The 18,443-nt window shown below is 69.5% G+C and carries 12 protein-coding genes; 9 read left to right on the top strand and 3 right to left on the bottom strand.

Going from position 1 to position 18,443, the window contains the following annotated elements; genetic code table 11:
- Positions 1–460: 460 nt before the first annotated feature.
- Positions 461–2,632 (bottom strand): 1,4-alpha-glucan branching protein GlgB, encoded by a 2,172-nt coding sequence (gene glgB / locus ACEN9J_RS17615; protein WP_413761656.1) that lies wholly within the window; start codon positions 2,630–2,632, stop codon positions 461–463.
- A 4-nt stretch (positions 2,633–2,636) separates the two neighbouring features.
- Complete coding sequence (locus ACEN9J_RS17610; RefSeq protein WP_413761655.1) at positions 2,637–4,301, bottom strand: alpha-amylase family glycosyl hydrolase; 1,665 nt, start codon at positions 4,299–4,301, stop codon at positions 2,637–2,639.
- A 94-nt stretch (positions 4,302–4,395) separates the two neighbouring features.
- On the opposite strand from ACEN9J_RS17610, the gene ACEN9J_RS17605 reads away from it, so the two are divergent.
- From ACEN9J_RS17605 to ACEN9J_RS17575, 7 genes are all read left to right on the top strand, one after another.
- Positions 4,396–5,904 (top strand): SidA/IucD/PvdA family monooxygenase, encoded by a 1,509-nt coding sequence (locus tag ACEN9J_RS17605; protein ID WP_413761654.1) that lies wholly within the window; start codon positions 4,396–4,398, stop codon positions 5,902–5,904.
- 88 nt (positions 5,905–5,992) lie between these two features.
- Positions 5,993–8,623 (top strand): leucine--tRNA ligase, encoded by a 2,631-nt coding sequence (gene leuS, locus ACEN9J_RS17600; RefSeq protein WP_413761653.1) that lies wholly within the window; start codon positions 5,993–5,995, stop codon positions 8,621–8,623.
- Between the two features lie 11 nt (positions 8,624–8,634).
- The gene (lptE, locus tag ACEN9J_RS17595) at positions 8,635–9,153 is read left to right on the top strand and encodes an LPS assembly lipoprotein LptE (RefSeq protein ID WP_413761652.1); all 519 of its coding nucleotides are present in this window, start codon (positions 8,635–8,637) and stop codon (positions 9,151–9,153) included.
- A gap of 15 nt (positions 9,154–9,168) precedes the next feature.
- Entirely contained in the window at positions 9,169–10,245 is a 1,077-nt protein-coding gene (gene holA / locus ACEN9J_RS17590) for a DNA polymerase III subunit delta (RefSeq protein ID WP_261209494.1), read from the top strand.
- A gap of 48 nt (positions 10,246–10,293) precedes the next feature.
- Complete coding sequence (locus ACEN9J_RS17585) at positions 10,294–11,586, top strand: glutamate-5-semialdehyde dehydrogenase (protein WP_413761651.1); 1,293 nt, start codon at positions 10,294–10,296, stop codon at positions 11,584–11,586.
- A 146-nt stretch (positions 11,587–11,732) separates the two neighbouring features.
- Positions 11,733–13,031 (top strand): glutamate--cysteine ligase, encoded by a 1,299-nt coding sequence (gene gshA, locus ACEN9J_RS17580; protein WP_057593842.1) that lies wholly within the window; start codon positions 11,733–11,735, stop codon positions 13,029–13,031.
- A gap of 188 nt (positions 13,032–13,219) precedes the next feature.
- Positions 13,220–15,088, top strand: coding sequence for a potassium transporter Kup (locus ACEN9J_RS17575; protein ID WP_057593843.1), 1,869 nt, complete (start codon positions 13,220–13,222; stop codon positions 15,086–15,088).
- 73 nt (positions 15,089–15,161) lie between these two features.
- Here ACEN9J_RS17575 and ACEN9J_RS17570 read toward each other — a convergent pair whose 3' ends face one another.
- Entirely contained in the window at positions 15,162–16,085 is a 924-nt protein-coding gene (locus ACEN9J_RS17570; RefSeq protein WP_413761650.1) for a polysaccharide deacetylase family protein, read from the bottom strand.
- Positions 16,086–16,195: 110 nt separating this feature from the next.
- Between ACEN9J_RS17570 and ACEN9J_RS17565 the strand changes: the two genes are divergently transcribed.
- The gene (locus ACEN9J_RS17565; protein ID WP_413761649.1) at positions 16,196–17,470 is read left to right on the top strand and encodes a benzoate/H(+) symporter BenE family transporter; all 1,275 of its coding nucleotides are present in this window, start codon (positions 16,196–16,198) and stop codon (positions 17,468–17,470) included.
- Positions 17,470–18,426, top strand: coding sequence for a glutathione synthase (gshB, locus tag ACEN9J_RS17560; RefSeq protein ID WP_261209465.1), 957 nt, complete (start codon positions 17,470–17,472; stop codon positions 18,424–18,426). Before ACEN9J_RS17565 ends, gshB begins: the two co-directional genes overlap by 1 nt.
- The last annotated feature ends 17 nt before the right edge of the window (positions 18,427–18,443 follow it).

Below are 18,443 nucleotides of genomic sequence, written 5' to 3'. Positions count from 1 at the left end.
TCGCTTCGCTCAAACAGCTGCGAGCCCTTGTCCGCGAAACGCTGCGCTCCTCGGCGCAGCCAGAGGGGGTGGGTCGGGCCATCGCTGCGCTCGGCCCCGGATACCCAACGGGCCTTCGCTTCGCTCGGCCCCGGTGGAAGAAGACCCGGGGCCTTCGCACTCGCACCTCCCCACACAAGGACGCGCCATGGCGCGTTGACCCTGATCCCCTCTGGCTGTGCCGAGGAGCGCAGGGGAAAGCGGGATAAGGGCCGCAGCTGTCTGAGCGGAACGAAGTGGAGCGAGTTCTGCGGACCCCCGCTTTCCCCGAGCACCGCAGGTTGCCCGTAGCGAAGCGGAGGGACACAGACAGTGGGGTCGCGTTTTCTTTGCCTAATTTCTTTTGGGGAAGCAAAAGAAAGTAGGTCCGCCGCCGGGCGGAATTCCCGGCACCTGCGTCTGCAAGACAAACAACTCAAATTCAAGCCAACACCCACATCAAGGTAGCCAGGGGAGGCAAATCAACAACCACCGAATCCGCTTTCCCATGCCAAGCCAAAGCCTCACTGACAACCACCCCATTCCCCACCCCACTCCCCCCATAAACAACCCCATCGGTATTGATGATCTCCCGATAGGACCCCGAACAAGGCACCCCCACCCGATACCCATGCCGAACCACAGGCGTGAAGTTGCAGACGGCCAAAACGAACGCCCCATCCCGCCCCCGACGAACAAAGGCAAACACCGACTGCGCCGTATCGTCATGCACCAGCCACTCGAACCCCGCCCCTTCATGGTCGAGCTCGTGCAACGCCGGATAGTGCCGATACACGTTGTTGAGATCCCGCACCAGCCGCCGCACCCCTTGATGCGATGCGTGCTCGAGCAGATGCCAATCAAGGCTGCGATCCGCATTCCACTCCGCCATCTGCGCGAACTCGCACCCCATGAACAGCAGCTTCTTCCCCGGATAGGCCCAGAGATAGCCGTACAGGTTGCGCAGCCCCGCGAACTTCTGCCATTCGTCGCCCGGCATGCGCGCGATCATCGAGCCCTTGCCGTGCACCACCTCGTCGTGCGAAAACGGCAGCACGAAGTTCTCGCTGTGCGCGTACATCAGCCCGAAGGTGATCTCGCGGTGGTGGTGCGGCCGATACACCGGGTCCTTGCCCGCGTAGGCCAGGGTGTCGTTCATCCAGCCCATGTTCCACTTGTAGTGGAAGCCCAGCCCGCCGTCCTCGGGCGGGCGCGTCACGCCGGGAAAACTGGTCGACTCCTCGGCGATCGTCACCGCGCCGGGGCGCTCGGTGCCCACCACGCGATTCATGCGGCGCAGGAACTCGATCGCCTCGAGGTTCTCGCGCCCGCCTTGCGCGTTCGGCACCCATTCGCCGGGCCCGCGGCTGTAGTCGCGGTAGAGCATCGAGGCCACGGCGTCCACGCGCAGGCCGTCGATGCCGTAGCGCTCGAGCCAGTACAGCGCGTTGCCCACGAGGTAGTTGCGCACCTCGGTGCGCGACCAGTTGAAGATCAGCGTGTTCCAGTCGTTGTGGAAGCCCTCGCGCGGATCGGCGTACTCGTACAGCGCCGTGCCGTCGAAGCGGCCCAGGCCGTGCGCGTCGGTCGGGAAGTGCGCGGGCACCCAGTCGAGGATCACGCCGAGCCCGGCTGCATGCGCCGCGGCCACGAAGAAGCGGAAGTCGCTCGGGGTGCCGAAGCGCGAGGTCGGCGCATAGAGGCCGATCGGCTGGTAGCCCCAGGAGCCGTCGAACGGATGCTCGGTGATGGGCAGCAGCTCGATGTGGGTGAAGCCCATGTCGCGCACGTAGGGCACCAGGGTGTCGGCGAGCTCGATGTAGTCCAGCCATTCGTGGCCGTTCTTGCGCCGCCACGAGCCCAGGTGCACCTCGTAGATGCTGATCGGCGCATCGCGCCCGTTGGCCTTGGCGCGGCCCGCGGGCATGGTGGCGACCGGCGGCAGCGGGCGCACCACGCAGGCGGTGTCGGGCCGCAGCCGCGACGAGAAGGCGAAGGGGTCGGCCTTGCGCAGCAGCTCGCCCTGCGCCGACAGGATCTCGAACTCGTAGGCATCGCCCACCGCCACGTGCGGCGCGAAGACCTCCCACACGCCGCACTCGCGGCGCAGCCGCATCATGTGGCGCCGGCCGTCCCAGTTGTTGAAGTCGCCGACCACCGACACGCGGCGCGCATTCGGCGCCCAGACCGCGAAGGCCACGCCCTTGACGCCGTCCATCTCGCGCAGGTGCGCGCCCAGGCGCTCCCAGGGGCGCAGGTGCGTGCCCTCGGCCAGCAGCCAGATGTCGGTGTCGCCGAGCACGAAGGGAAAGCGGTAGGGGTCGTCGATGCGCGAGACGTGCGAACCCCAGTCGACCTGGAACGCATAGCCCATGCGCGCCTGGGCCGCGGGCACCAGGCCCGCGAAGAGGTCGGAGCCCTCGTGCCGCTCGAGCGTGGCCAACGGCCAGCCAGAGCGCGCATGCAGCACCGTGACGCCCTGCGCGCCGGGCAGCAGCGCGCGCACCACCAGGCCGCGCGCGGTCTCGTGCGGGCCGAGCACGCCGAAGGGGTCGCCGTGCTCGGCGCGCATCAGCGCATGGACTTCGGCTTCGGGCAGTTGCGTCGGGGCCATGGGGTCAGTCGGTAATCGGTTCGCCGAAGAAGGCGCCGAAGGGCGCCAGCGTGAGCGCGCGACCGTCGGCGCCGCCGAGCGTCGCGGTCGACGCCAGTGGCGCGTCGGCCACGGCGCGCAGGGTTTCGCGCAGCATGATCGACACCGGCGCCGCGCCGAGGTTGAACACGGCCTGCAGTGAATTCGCGCCCTCGCGGCGCTCGAACCACAGCACCGGCTCGGGCGCGTCGAAGAAGGCGATGGCTGCCGTGTGCAGCAGCGGCTGCGCGCGGCGCCAGCGCAGCATCGCGCGGCTGAAGGCCAGCATCGACCGAGCATCGCCTTCCTGGCGGTCGACCGCCAGCGGCAGCTGCGCGGGCGACATCGGCAGCCAGGGCGTGCCGGTGGTGAAGCCGCCCTGCGCGTCGTCGCCGCGCCAGGGCATTGGCGTGCGGCAGCCGTCGCGGCCCTTGAACTCGGGCCAGAAGGCGCGGCCGTAGGGGTCCTGCAGCAGCTCGAACGGCACCTCGGCCTCGGGCAGGCCCAGCTCCTCGCCCTGGTAGATGCCGGCGCTGCCGCGCAGCGACAGCAGCAGCGCGAGCCACAGGCGGCTGCGCCGAACGTCGGGCGCCGCGCCGTCGCTCCAGCGCGTGGCCACGCGCGGCACGTCGTGGTTCGACACCGCCCAGCAGCCCCAGCCGCCGGTGGCCGCGAGCGCATGGTCGAGCGCCTCGACCTGCTGGCGCAGGTGCTTCGCCGTGTGGTCGGCGGTCAGCAGGCTGAAGCTGTAGGCCAGGTGCAGGCGCCGGCCGCGCGCGGTGTACTGCGCCATCACGGGCGGCGCGTTCTCGTCGCCGACCTCGCCGAGCGCGACCGCGCCGTGGCGCTCGAGCAGGGCGCGCAGCCGCTCGAGGAACAGCAGGTTCTCGGGTTGGCTCTTGTCGTACAGATGCTGCTGCATCGCGTAGGGGTTGTCGGCGCGCACCGTGCTGACCTCGCCCACCGACTGCGCCGAGGCCGGCGGGTTGCTGCGCAGCAGGGCGTCGTGGAACTGGTGGTTGCAGGCGTCGAAGCGGAAGCCGTCGACGCCGCGCTCGCACCAGAAGCCGACCTCGCCGAGCAGCGCGTCCTGCACCGCGGGGCAATGGAAGTTGAGGTCGGGCTGCTCGGCCAGGAAGCTGTGCAGGTAGTACTGGCGGCGGCGCGAATCCCATTGCCAGGCCGGCCCGCCGAAGACCGAGAGCCAGTTGTTGGGCGGCGTGCCGTCGGGCTTGGGGTCGGCCCACACGTACCAGTCGGCCTTGGGGTTGTCGCGGCTCGCGCGGCTCTCGGCGAACCAGGCGTGCTGGTCGGAGGTGTGCGAGAGCACCTGGTCGATGACGAGCTTCAGGCCCAGTTCGTGCGCCCGCGCGAGCATGGCGTCGAAGTCGGCCAGGGTGCCGAACATCGGGTCGACCGCGCGGTAGTCGGCCACGTCGTAGCCGAAGTCCTTCATCGGCGAGCGGAAGAAGGGCGAGACCCAGATCGCATCGACCCCGAGCGAGGCCACGTGCGGCAGCCGCGCCGTGATGCCGGGCAGGTCGCCGATGCCATCGCCGTTGCTGTCCATGAAACTGCGCGGATAGATCTGGTAGATCACCGCGCCGCGCCACCAGTCATCGCTCTTGCTGCCGTTGCTGCTGCTGCCCATGCTGTCCCTTGGTCTGAAATCATTGTGGCATGCGAAATCCGGGCCAGCGGTACGCTCGTGCGCGCCCCGCGACTCTCTACACTGCACGCGCTCCATGACAGAGACGATTCCTCACGCCAACGCGGGTTCCCCGCCCCCCGCCTCCGATGCCGAAGGGCTGCCCGCGCTCGAGCGCCGGCTCGCGCGCGACCTCGACATCCTGGGCTGGCGCGCCCGCGCCTGGATGCCGGCCTGCGAACACGAGGGCGAGGCGGTGCTCGACGTGGCCATCGTCGGCGGCGGGCAGGCCGGGCTGGCCGCGGCGGCCGCGCTCGCGAACCAGGGCATCCACGCCGTGGTGTTCGACCGCGCGCCCGAAGGTCTCGAGGGACCCTGGGCCACCACCGCGCGCATGGAGACGCTGCGCTCGCCGAAGGAACTCACCGGCCCGGCGCTGGGGCTCGCGGCGCTGAGCTTTCGCGCCTGGTTCGAGGCCCAGCACGGCGGCGCCGCCTGGGCCGCGCTCGACAAGATCCCGCGGCTGCAATGGATGGACTACCTGCGCTGGTACCGGCGCGCGATGGCGCTCGAGGTGCGCAACGACTGCGCGGTCACGGCGACCGTGCCCGAGGCCGGCGGCGCGCTGGTGCGGCTGGACCTGCGCACGCCCGCCGGCGCGCGGCGCGTGTTCGCGCGCCGCGCGGTGCTGGCCACCGGGCGCGACGGCCTCGGCGGCCCGGCGGTGCCGGATTTCGTGGCCGGGCTGCCGCGCGAGCGCTGGGCGCATTCGTCCGACGCCATGGACTACGGCCGGCTCGCCGGGCTGCGCGTGGGCGTGATCGGCGCGGGCTCCTCGGCCATGGACAGCGCCGCCACCGCGCTGGAGGCCGGCGCGCGCAGCGTCGAGCTGCTGATCCGCCGCCCCGACCTGCCGCGCGTCAACAAGGGCAAGGGCGCCGGCGTGCCGGGCCTGACCCAGGGGCACTACGACCTGCCCGACGAGAACAAGTGGCGCGTGCGCCACTACATCAACCGGCTCAACGTGCCGCCGCCGCACGGCAGCACCCTGCGCGTGTCGCGCTTCGCCAACGCCTTCTTCAACTTCGGCTGCCCGGTCGAGGCGGTGGCGCTGGCCGGCGACGGCGCGATCCGCGTGGCGACGCCGCGCGCGGATTTCGAGTTCGACTTCCTGATCGTCTCGACCGGCTTCAAGGTCGACTGGGCGGCGCGCCCCGAGTTCGCCGCCATCGCGCCCCATGTGCGGACCTGGAAGGAGCGCTTCGTGCCCGCGCCCGGCGACGAGGACCAGGAACTGGCCGATTCGCCCGACCTCGGCCCGGCGTTCGAGTTCGAGGAGCGGGTGGCGGGCGCCTGCCCGGGGCTGGCGCGCATCCACTGCTTCTGCTATCCGGCCGCGCTCTCGCACGGCACGGTCTCGGGCGACATCCCGGCCATCAGCGACGGCGCCAAGCGGCTGGCCGCGGGCATCGCGGGGCTGTTCTACCGCGAGGATTTCGAGCGCCATTTCGCCAACATCGAGGCCTACGCCGAGCCCGAGCTGTACGGCGACGAATGGACCCCCGCGCCGCAGCCCGACCGGCGGCCGGCACCCAAAGCCCGCTGAATGGCCCGGCCCGGCGGGAGCCGGGCGGCCGGGGCGCGATAATCCGCCTTCCCGGCCGCCCCGCGCCGGGCTCCTGCCGAACCCCGTCATGAACCCCAGCTACAAACCCAGCGACGTCGAGTCCGCTGCCCAGGCGCAATGGAGCGCCGCCGATGCCTACCGCGTGACCGAGGACGCGAGCCGCAAGAAGTACTACGCCTGCTCGATGCTGCCGTATCCCAGCGGCAAGCTGCACATGGGCCACGTGCGCAACTACACGATCAACGACATGCTCACGCGCTACCTGCGCATGAGCGGCTACAACGTGCTGATGCCCATGGGCTGGGACGCCTTCGGCCTGCCGGCCGAGAACGCGGCGCTGAAGAACGGCGTGCCGCCGGCCAAGTGGACCTACGAGAACATCGCCTACATGAAGGGCCAGCTCCAGGCCATGGGCCTGGCGATCGACTGGAGCCGCGAGATCGCCACCTGCGATCCGAGCTACTACAAGTGGAACCAGTGGCTGTTCCTCAAGATGCTCGAGAAGGGCATCGCCTACCGCAAGACCCAGGTCGTGAACTGGGACCCGGTCGACCAGACCGTGCTGGCCAACGAGCAGGTGATCGACGGCAAGGGCTGGCGCACCGGCGCCACGGTCGAGCGCCGCGAGATCCCGGGCTACTACCTGAAGATCAGCGACTACGCCGAGGAACTGCTCGAGCACACCCAGCACAAGCTGCCGGGCTGGCCCGAGCGCGTCAAGCTGATGCAGGAGAACTGGATCGGCAAGAGCGAGGGCGTGCGCTTCGCCTTCACCCATGACATCAAGGGCGCCGACGGCCAGCCGATCCAGGACGGCCGCATGTACGTGTTCACCACGCGCGCCGACACCATCATGGGCGTGACCTTCTGCGCCGTCGCGCCCGAGCATCCGCTGGCCGCGCATGCCGCCACGCTCGATCCCAAGGTCGCGGCCTTCATCGAGGAGTGCAAGAGCGGCGGCACCACCGAGGCCGAGCTCGCCACCCAGGAGAAGAAGGGCGTGCCCACCGGCCTCACGGTGACGCACCCGATCACCGAGGAGCAGGTGCCGGTGTGGGTCGGCAACTACGTGCTGATCGGCTACGGCGACGGCGCCGTGATGGGCGTGCCCGCGCACGACGAGCGCGACTTCGCCTTCGCCAACAAGTACGGCATCGAGATCATCCAGGTGGTGCTGGTCGACGACGAGCCGCACTTCGACTATCACAAGTGGCAGGACTGGTACGGCGACAAGCAGCGCGGCGTGACCATCAACTCCGACAACTTCAGCGGCATGACCTACAAGGAGGCCGTGGCCGCCGTGGCGCATGCGCTGGGCCAGAAGGGCCTGGGCGAGCTGCAGACCACCTGGCGCCTGCGCGACTGGGGCGTGAGCCGCCAGCGCTACTGGGGCACGCCGATCCCGATCATCCATTGCGAGGAGCACGGCGCGGTGCCGGTGCCCGAGAAGGACCTGCCGGTGGTGCTGCCCACCGACTGCGTGCCCGACGGCTCGGGCAACCCGCTGCACAAGCACGAAGGCTTTCACGCCGGCGTGGTCTGCCCCGTGTGCGGAAAGCCCGCGCGGCGCGAGACCGACACGATGGACACTTTCGTCGACTCGTCGTGGTACTTCATGCGCTACTGCGATCCGAAGAACGACCAGGCGATGGTGGCCGAAGGCGCCGACTACTGGATGCCGATGGACCAGTACATCGGCGGCATCGAGCACGCCATTCTTCACCTGCTGTACGCGCGCTTCTGGACCAAGGTGATGCGCGATCTCGGCCTGGTGAAGGCCGACGAGCCCTTCAGCAAGCTGCTGACCCAGGGCATGGTGCTCAACCAGATCTTCTACGCGCGCAACGAGAAGGGCGGCAAGGATTACTTCCCGCCCTCGGATGTCACGCCCGAGCTCGACGCGCAGGGCCGCATCGTCGGCGGCACCGCGGCCGACGGCACCAAGGTCGAGTACGGCGGCGTCGGCAAGATGGGCAAGAGCGAGCGCAACGGCGTCGACCCCCAGGACCTGATCGAGAAGTACGGCGCCGACACCGCGCGCCTGTACACCATGTTCACGGCACCCCCCGAAGCCACGCTCGAGTGGAACGACGCGGCCGTCGAGGGCAGCTTCCGCTTCCTGCGCCGCGTGTGGAACTTCGGCGCGGCGCAGTCCGCCGTCGCGACCCCCGCGGGTGGCAAGCCAGCCTACGGCAAGCCGGCCCAGGCGCTGCGCCGCGAGGTGCACACCGTGCTGCGCCAGGTCGACTACGACTACCAGCGCATGCAATACAACACCGTGGTCTCGGGCGCGATGAAGCTGCTCAACGCGCTCGAGGGCTTCAAGCCCGACGGCAGCGCGGGCGACGCGGCCACGCTGCACGAAGGCTTCGGCATCCTGCTGCGCTGCCTCTATCCCGCCACGCCGCACATCGCCCAGCAGCTGTGGACCGAGCTCGGCTACGACCAGGCGCTCGGCGCCCTGCTCGACGCGCCCTGGCCCACGGTTGACGTCGATGCGCTGGCGCAGGACGAGATCGAGCTGATGCTGCAGGTCAACGGCAAGCTGCGCGGCAAGCTGCTGGTGCCGGCCGGCGCCTCGAAGGAAGAGATCGAGAAGCTCGCGCTGGCCTGCGAGGACTTCACCACCTTCGCGCCGGGCGCGAGCGCCAAGCGCGTGATCGTGGTGCCGGGCCGCCTGGTCAACGTGGTCATTTGAACAAGCCAAGCATGAACATCCGCACTGTCTCGCTGCCGCGCCGCGGCTTCCTCCTGGGCCTGGCCGCCGGCGGCGCCTCGCTGGGCCTGGCCGGTTGCGGCTTCGAGCTGCGCAAGCCGCCGGTCTTCGCCTTCAAGTCGATCGCGATCTCGGGCAATTCGGCGCTGGTCAACCAGATCCGCCGCAACCTGCGCGCGGCCGGCACGGTGACCCTGCTGCCGGGCGACGACAAGACCGCGGAGGCGGTGCTCGAGATCCTCGGCGAGGACCGCGAGCGGCTGGTGGTGTCGACCAACTCGGTCGGCCTGCTGCGCGAGATCCAGCTTGTGCTCAAGGTGCGCTTCCGCCTGCATGCGCAGGGCGGCAAGGACCTGCTGGCGGCCACCGAGCTCATGCAGACGCGCGACCTGACCTTCAACGAGACCAACGCGCTGGCCAAGGAAGGCGAGGCCGACCTGCTGTTCCGCGACATGCAGGTCGACATCGCGCAGCAGCTGGTGCGCCGCCTCGGGGCGGTGAAGACGCTGTGAGCGGCCGCTGACGCGATGCAGCTCGCCAGCGCCCAGCTCGCGGCCCACCTGCAGAAGGGGCTGAAGCCGCTCTACACGATCCACGGCGACGAGCCGCTGCTCGCGCAGGAGGCGGCCGACGCCATCCGCGCGGCGGCGCGCGCGCAGGGCCATACCGAGCGCAGCTCGTACACCGTGGCCGGCGCGCACTTCGACTGGAGCGCGGTGCTCGCGGCCGGCGGCTCGCTCTCGCTGTTCGCCGACAAGCAGATGGTCGAGATCCGCATTCCCTCGGGCAAGCCCGGCAAGGACGGCAGCGTCGCGCTGCAGCAGATCGCCGAGGGCGCGGCCTCGAACGAAGGCACGCTCACGCTGGTGATGCTGCCGCGGCTGGACAAGGCCACGCGCACCGGCGCCTGGTTCTCGGCGCTCGAGAACCACGGCGCCAGCATCCAGGTCGACCCGATCGAGCGCGCCGCGCTGCCGCAGTGGATCGCCCAGCGGCTCGCGCTGCAGGGCCAGCGCGTGAAGCCCGGCGACGAGGGCCAGCGCACGCTGCAGTTCTTCGCCGACCGCGTCGAGGGCAACCTGCTCGCGGCGCACCAGGAGATCCAGAAGCTCGCGCTGCTGCATCCGGAGGGCGAGCTCGGCTGGGAGGAGGTCGAGGGCGCGGTCAACAACGTCGCGCGCTACGACGTCTTCAAGCTGTCGGAGGCCGTGCTCGGCGGCAACCCGCAGCGCGTGGCGCGCATGCTCGACGGCCTGCAGGCCGAGGGCGAGGCCGAGGTGCTGGTGCACTACACGCTGGCCGAGGACATCCGCGCGCTCAAGCGCGTGAAGGATGCGATGGCCGCGGGCCGGCCGCTGCCGATGGCGCTGCGCGAGAACCGCATCTGGGGCCCGCGCGAGCGCGCCTTCGAGCGCGTGCTGCCGCGGCTGGACGACCGCATGCTGGCGCGGCTGCTGCGCGCGGCGCACCTGGTCGACGGCATCGTCAAGGGCCTGAAGCAGCCCGACTGGCCGGCCGGCGGCTGGCAGGCGCTGCAGCGGCTGGCGCTGATGCTGTGCCGCGCCTGCGGCAACGGTGCCGCCGCGGCACCGCGCCGCGCCTGAATTCCCGGCGTCAGCCGCCCGCAGGGTTGGCGTGGGAAAATGCCGCCCATGAACGCGTTCAATGTCAGTGAACACATGCAGACCCTGGGTCTGCAGGCAAAAACGGCCGCCGCCCTCATGGCGCGTGCGGATGCAGCTACCAAAAACGTAGCGTTGAAGGCGCTGGCCCGGCGCCTGCGCGAAGCCGGCCCGGTGCTCGCCGCGGCCAACCAGAAGGACCTCGAGCGCGCCACGGCCGCGGGCCTGTCGGCCCCGATGGTCGACCGCCTGAAGCTCGGTCCCAAGGTGATCGAGACCGTCGCCCTCGGCTGCGAGCAGCTCGCGGGCATGGCCGACGTGATCGGCGAGATCATCGGCATGAAGCAGCAGCCCAGCGGCATCCGCGTCGGCCAGATGCGCGTGCCGATCGGCGTCTTCGGCATGATCTACGAGAGCCGCCCCAACGTGACCATCGAGGCCGCGAGCCTCGCGATCAAGTCGGGCAACGCCGCCATCCTGCGCGGCGGCTCGGAGGCCATCGAGTCGAACAAGGCGCTGGCGCTGCTGGTGTCCGGGGCACTGGCCGAGGCCGGCCTGCCGGTGGAGGCGGTGCAGCTGGTGCAGACCACCGACCGCGAGGCCGTGGGCCAGCTGATCGCGATGCCGCAGTTCGTCGACGTGATCATCCCGCGCGGCGGCAAGGGCCTGATCGAGCGCATCAGCCGCGACGCCAAGGTGCCGGTCATCAAGCACCTGGACGGCAACTGCCACGTCTACGTCGACGACACGGCCGAGTTCGGCATGGCGCTGCGCATCGTCGACAACGCCAAGACCCAGAAGTACAGCCCCTGCAATGCCGCCGAAGGCCTGCTGGTGGCGGCCTCGGTGGCCGAGGACTTCCTGCCGAAGATCGGCGCCATCTTCGCCGCCAAGGGCGTCGAGATGCGCTGCGATCCGGCCGCGGCCCAGATCCTGCGCGCCGATGGTGCTATCGATCCGGGAGCAAAGGTGGTCGATGCGGTGGAATCCGACTGGTCCGAGGAATACCTGGCCGCGGTGATCAGCATCAAGGTGGTGGCGGGCCTCGAGGAGGCCATCGCGCACATCAACCACTACTCGAGCCACCACACCGACGCGATCGTCACGCGCGACCACGTGAATGCCCAGCGTTTCCTGCGCGAGGTCGATTCGGCAAGCGTCATGGTCAATGCGAGCACACGCTTCGCCGACGGTTTCGAGTTCGGCCTCGGGGCCGAAATCGGCATCAGCACCGACAAGTTCCACGCCCGCGGACCGGTGGGCATCGAGGGGCTGACCTCGCTCAAGTACGTGGTGCTGGGGCAGGGCGAAGTCCGGACCTGAGGGGGCGCGACGGGCGCCTTGCGGTGCCCTTCGCATCGGCGGCGCGTGTGGATTCCACGTAGGCCATGGTGCTTGTCATCGGGGTTCGTGTCCCCAAATCCTAGAATCCCGCATACCGTTAAGTAGAAAACAAAGAAGGCCGCCGCATGGTTCCGCATCTCGTCACAGCCTTGACCGGCCCGATCAACGAACTGGAGCAGCGGGTGCTCGACTCGATGCCCGCCATCGAGCGCTGGTTCCGGCTCGAGTGGATGGAGCACACGCCGCCTTTCTACAGCGCGGTCGACATCCGCAACGCGGGCTTCAAGCTGGCGCCGGTCGACACCAACCTCTTTCCCGGCGGCTGGAACAACCTCACCAAGGAAATGCTGCCGCTGGCGGTGCAGGCCGCGCAGGCCGCGATCGAGAAGATCTGTCCCGAGGCGCGCAACCTGCTGGTGATCCCCGAGAACAACGCCAAGAACAGCAGCTTCTACCTGGCCAACGTGGCGCAGATGGTGCGGATCTTCCACATGGCCGGGCTCAACGTGCGCGTGGGCTCGATCGATCCGGCGATCAAGTCGCCCAAGAAGATCGAGCTGCCGCACGGCGACGTCGTCACGCTCGAGCCGGTGGTGCGCACCAAGCGCCGCCTGGGCCTGAAGAACTTCGACCCCTGCACCATCCTGCTGAACAACGCGCTCTCGGCGGGCACGCCCGGCATCCTCGAGGACCTGCACGAGCAGTACCTGCTGCCGCCGCTGCACGCGGGCTGGTCGGTGCGCCGCAAGAGCAACCACCTGCACAGCTACGAGGAGCTGTCCAAGCGCTTCGGCAAGCTGCTGGGCATCGATCCCTGGCTCATCAACCCGATCTACGCGCGCGCCGACGGCGTCGACCTCGCCGAGGGCCGCGGCCTCGACGTGCTGACCAGCCACGTCGATGCGGTGCTGACCAAGGTGCGCCGCAAGTACAAGGAATACGGCATCAACGAGAAGCCCTTCGTGGTGGTCAAGGGCCAGAGCGGCGCCGAGGGCCCGCGCGTGCTGACGGTGCGCGACGCCAAGGAGGTCGAGGGCCTCGTGGGCAAGGCGCGCGGCGCGGCCGCCCGGCCGGCCGGTGCCCGCGAACCGGGCGAGATCATCGTGCAGGAGGGCGTGCTGACCAACGAGCGCGTGCACAACGGCGTGGCCGAGCCCGTGGTCTACATGATGGATCGCTACGTGGTCGGCGGCTTCTACCGCGTGCATGCCGACAGCGCGCCCGACGAGAACCTCAAGCTGCCGGGCGCGAGCTTCGTGCCGCTGGCCTTCTCCGAGAGCGCGCACCTGCCGCAGCCCGGCGCCAAGCCCGGCGCCAGCGCGCCCAACCGCTTCTACATGTACGGCGTGGTCGGACGTCTCGCGATGGTCGCCGCCAGCTACGAGATGGAAGCCACCGACCCGGATGCCGAAGTCTACGAATGACCCCCACCGCCCGCCGTGTTTGCGGCCCGCGCGGGTGACGGCAGAATAGCGGCCCCACAGCAACGGAAATCGAAGGGCGGCGAGGGCGAGGATCGAGGCGCGGCGGAAGCACCGTCCGCCCGGGCACGCCCCCTGGCATACCTGATGCGTCGTCATCGCGAGCCGCCGGCCCTTTTCCCATCGACCTCGTGTCAGCCCCCAAATCCCTCTCCGCCGGCCTGATCGTCGGCGCCATCGGCGTCGTCTATGGCGACATCGGCACCAGCGTGCTGTACGCCGTCAAGGAAGTCTTCGGCCACGGCCACGTGCCTTTCACCGTCGAGAACGTCTACGGCATCCTTTCGATGTTCGTCTGGACGCTCACCACCATCGTCTCGCTCAAGTACGTGGTGCTCGTGCTGCGCGCCGACAACGAGGGCGAGGGCGGCCTGGTCGCGATGCTGGCGCTGGCCTCGCGCGCCGTGGCCGACAAGCCGCGGCTGCGCCACCTGCTGCTGGTGATCGGCATCTTCGGCACCTCGCTGTTCTACGGCGACGGGGTGATCACGCCGGCGATCTCGGTGCTCTCGGCGGTCGAGGGCCTGGAGGTGGTGTCGCCGCACTTCAAGCATTACGTGATCCCGATCACGCTGGTGGTGCTGTTCTGCCTGTTCGCGGTGCAGAAGCACGGCACCGCGGGCATCGGCCGCTTCTTCGGGCCGATCACGCTGGTGTGGTTCCTCTCGCTGGCGGTGCTCGGCGTGTGGCACATCGTCGACCATCCCGAGATCCTCAAGGCCCTGAGCCCGTTCTACGCGCTCAAGTTCATCTGGGACAACCCCGGCACCAGCTTCATCCTGCTGGGCGCCATCGTGCTGTGCGTGACCGGCGCCGAGGCGCTGTACGCCGACCTCGGCCACTTCGGCAAGGCACCGATCCGCATTGCCTGGTTCACCGTGGTGATGCCGGCGCTGATCCTCAACTACTTCGGCCAGGGCGCGCTGCTGCTGGCCAATCCCGAGGCCGTGAAGAACCCGTTCTTCATGATGGCGCCCGAGTGGGCGCTGATCCCGCTGGTGCTGCTGGCCACCGCCTCCACGGTGATCGCCTCGCAGGCCCTCATCACGGGCGCCTTCAGCGTCACGCGCCAGGTGATCCAGCTCGGCTACCTGCCGCGCCTGAACATCGAGCACACCAGCGTGCGCACGGCCGGCCAGATCTACATCCCGCTGGTCAACTGGGGCCTGTTCGTGGCGATCGTGCTGGCGGTGGTCATGTTCCGCTCCTCGAGCAGCCTGGCCGCGGCCTACGGCATCGCCGTGACCACCGACATGCTGATCACCACGGTGCTGACCTTCTTCGTGATCCGCTATGCCTGGAAGCTGCCGCTGGCGCTGTGCATCGCCTCGACCGCGGCCTTCTTCTTCATCGACTTCATGTTCTTCGCGTCGAACCTGCTCAAGCTGCCCGAGGGCGGCTGGTTCCCGCTGGTGATCGGCGGCGCGGTGTTCATGCTCATGATCACCTGGAAGGAAGGGCGCCGCCTCATGGGCGAGGTGCAGCGCTCCGATGCCATCGAGCTGAAGGCCTTCCTCGACTCGGTGTTCGAGAATCCACCGGTGCGCGTGGACGGCACCGCCGTGTTCCTCACGGCCGAGCCCGGCGTGGTGCCCAATGCGCTGCTGCACAACCTCAAACACAACAAGGTGCTGCACGAGCAGAACCTGTTCGTCACCGTGCGCAACCACGAGGTGCCGTGGATCCCGATGGACAAGCGCATCGAGATCGAGCCGCTGGGCCGCCATTGCTGGCAGGTGATCGTGCACTACGGCTTCAAGAACGACATCGACCTGCCTCGCGCGCTCGACAACGCGCGCCTGCGCGGCTGCCAGCTCGAGCCGATGCTGACCAGCTACTTCCTTTCGCGCGACGTCGTGATCCCCACGCTGGGCAGCGGCATGGCGCCCTGGCGCGAGAAGCTGTTCGCGCAGATGCACCACAACGCGAGCGGCGCGGCGGCCTTCCTGGGGTTGCCGAACAACGCGGTGGTGGAGTTGGGGTCGAAGATAGAGATCTGAATTCGGACAGCCGAACGCAGAAGTCGCGACCTCTGCGCGCTTTGGGCGTTCTTCTGCGTTCGGCTGTCCGCTTTCAGTCGAAGTCCGCTGGCCGTTCCAGCGCGAGCTGCCCCATGTGCGCCGCGATCGCGCCGGGCGTGGTGAACCAGATCTCGCCGCGGTCGCGCGCGAGCGCCAGCTGCGTCAGCACGCCGCGCAGGTGGCGCAGCCGGTAGGGCTGGCCCACGATGTAGGGATGCAGCGCGAGGCCCATCACCAGCGGCTGGGCGCGCGACTGAACGCGCATCTCCTCGAAGTTGTCGAGCACCATTGCGCAGAAGTCCTTCGCGTCCATCAGCCGGCCCACGATCATCGGGATGTCGTTGAGCTCCTGCGGATAGGGCACCGACCAGATCGAGCCGCCGCCGCGCGTGCGCATGCGCACCGGCTGGTCGTCGTGGCACCAGTTGAGCGTGTAGCCGTAGCCGGTCTCGGCCAGCAGGTCGGGCGTCAGCGGGCTCTCGGAGATCCATGGCGACAGCCAGCCCGCGGGCGCCTGCCCGCTCTCGCGCGCCATGCGCTCGCGGCAGCGCACCAGCAGCGCGCGCTCGTGGTCTTCGCCGAGCGCGCCCTGGCGCTCGGCGTTGCTGTGGCCATGGCCGATCAGCTCGTCGCCGCGTGCCACCAGCGCCTGCACCAGTTCCGGGCAGTGGTCGTAAAGGGCGGTGTTGACCAGCGCGCCCGTGGGCAAGGCGAGCGCATCGAACAGCTCGAGGCAGCGCCAGGCGCCCACGCGGTTGCCGTATTCGCGCCAGCCGTGGTTGAGCACGTCGGGCTGCGGCGAGGCCGGGCCGAGGCAGGCGCCCAGCCCGTCGCCGAAGGCGAAGTGCTCGATGTTGAAGCCGAGGTAGACCGCGAGCCGCGCCCCGTTGGGCCAGCGGTAGTCGGGCCGGCGCGTGATCGGCCGGTAGTCGAAGCGGTCGTGCGAGGGCAGCAGTTCGGGCCAGCGTGTCGTCATGCCCTGGTCGCCTGCAAGCCTCGTGCCCGATGGTCGACATATCGATCTGAAATTGTTGACCATCGCGCCACCGGGACGGCCCGGCGCGACCGGCCCGGCACAATCGCGCGATGCGTTTCTTCAAGGACCTGAGCCTTTCCGCCTTCACCGCCGGCTTCGTCGCCGTGCTCGTCGGTTTCACGAGTTCGGTGGCCATCGTGTTCCAGGCCGCGCAGGCCTTCGGCGCCACGCCCGAGATGGTGGCCTCGTGGATGTGGGCGCTGGGCATCGGCATGGGGCTGGCCTCGATGCTGCCCTCGCTGTGGTGGCGCAAGCCCGTGATGATCGCCTGGAGCACGCCCGGCGCCGCGGTGCTGGCGGTGGCCGGCGCGGGCCACGGCATGGGCGAGGCGGTCGGCGCCTTCGTCGTCTGCGCGCTGCTGATCGTGCTGGCCGGCGCCACCGGCTGGTTCGAGCGCGCGATGAACCGGATCCCGATGGCCATCGCCTCGGCGCTGCTGGCCGGCGTGCTCGCGCGCTTCGGCCTCGCGGCCTTCACCGCGGCGCAGACCGCGCTGCCCCTGGTGCTGCTGATGCTGGCCACCTACCTCGTGGGCAAGCGCTGGTTGCCGCGCTACGCGGTGCCGCTCACGCTGCTGGTGGCGATCGCCTTCGCGGCCGCGCGCGGCGAGCTCGCCTGGTCGGCGGTGCATTTCTCGCTGACCTGGCCGGTGTTCGTCATGCCGGTGTTCCACTGGCAGGCGATCGTGAGTCTGGCGCTGCCGCTGTTCGTCGTCACCATGGCCTCGCAGAACCTGCCGGGCGTGGCGGCGATCCGCGCCGCCGGCTACGGCGAGCTGCCGGTCAGCAAGCTCATCACGATCAGCGGCCTGACCACGCTGGTGCTCGCGCCCTTCGGCGCCTTCGCGCTGAACCTCAGCGCCATCACCGCCGCGATCTGCATGGGCCGCGAAGCCCACGAGGACCCGGCGCGGCGCTACACCGCGGCCGTGAGCTGCGGCGCGATCTACGTCGTGATCGGCCTGTTCGGCGCGGCCGTGACCGGGCTGCTCACGGCCTTCCCGAAGGAGCTGGTGGCGGCCATCGCGGGGCTCGCGCTGCTCGGCACCATCGGCGGCGGACTGGCGGCCGCGGTGCGCGACGAGCCGCACCGCGAGGCCGCGCTGATCACCTTCCTGGTCACGCTCTCGGGCGTGACCCTCGCCGGCATCGGCTCGGCCTTCTGGGGCGTGGTGGCGGGCGCGTTCGCGCTCGCGGTGCAGCGGCTCGGCAGACGGCCGGGCCCGCCAAAAGCCCCGGCCGGCCAGGGCCTCGCCGCTTCCGGCAACATCGCGACCGACAGCAGCAACATGGCGGCCCCGCCGGGCGCCGGAAAGACCTCCTGATGAAAAACATCCTCTTCGTGGCCGACCCGCTCGATCACTTCAAGATCTACAAGGACACCACCTTCTCGATGATGCGCGAGGCCCAGCGCCGCGGCCACCGCATCGCGGCCTGCCTGCCGCAGGACCTGCAGTGGGTGTCGGGCGGCAAGGTCACGGCCACGGTGCGCCAGGTCACGCTGACCGGCGACCCGAAGGACTGGTACGCCGTCGACATCGTCGAGACCAAGGCGCTGGCCGATTTCGATGCCGTGCTGATGCGCAAGGACCCGCCCTTCGACGCCGAGTACATCTACGCCACCCACCTGCTCGAGCAGGCCGAGCGCGAGGGCGCGCGCGTGGTGAACAAGCCGCGCGCCCTGCGCGACCATCCCGAGAAGCTCGCGATCATGGAGTTTCCGCAGTTCACCGCGCCCACGCTGGTCACGCGCAGCGCGCAGGCGGTGCGCGACTTTCATGCGCAGCACGGCGACATCATCCTGAAGCCGCTCGACGGCATGGGCGGCATGGGCATCTTCCGCGTGAAGCAGGACGCGCTGAACCTCGGCTCGATCGTCGAGACGCTCAACAAGGACGGCGCCGAGACCATCATGGTGCAGCGCTTCGTGCCCGACGTGGTCGAGGGCGACAAGCGCATCCTGATCATCGCGGGCGAGCCCGCGCCCTTCGTGCTGGCGCGCATCCCGCAGGGCACCGAGGTGCGCGGCAACCTCGCGGCCGGCGGCAAGGGCGTGGCCCAGCCGCTCACGCCGCGCAACCGCGAGATCGCCGAGATCGTGGGCCGCGCGCTCGCGCCGCGCGGGCTGCTCTTGATCGGCCTCGACGTGATCGGCGACTCGGTGACCGAGATCAACGTGACCAGCCCGACCTGCTTCCAGGAGATCACGGAGCAGACCGGCTTCGACGTGCCGGCGATGTTCATCGATGCGCTGGAGGCGCATCTGGCGCAGGCGGCCTGAGGGCCATGAAAAAGGCG

Source organism: Variovorax sp. Varisp41 (assembly GCF_047325085.1).
Classification (GTDB): Bacteria; Pseudomonadota; Gammaproteobacteria; order Burkholderiales; family Burkholderiaceae_C; genus Variovorax.
Note: the sequence above shows the minus strand (reverse complement) of the source record. Positions and strands in the feature narration are given on the sequence as shown.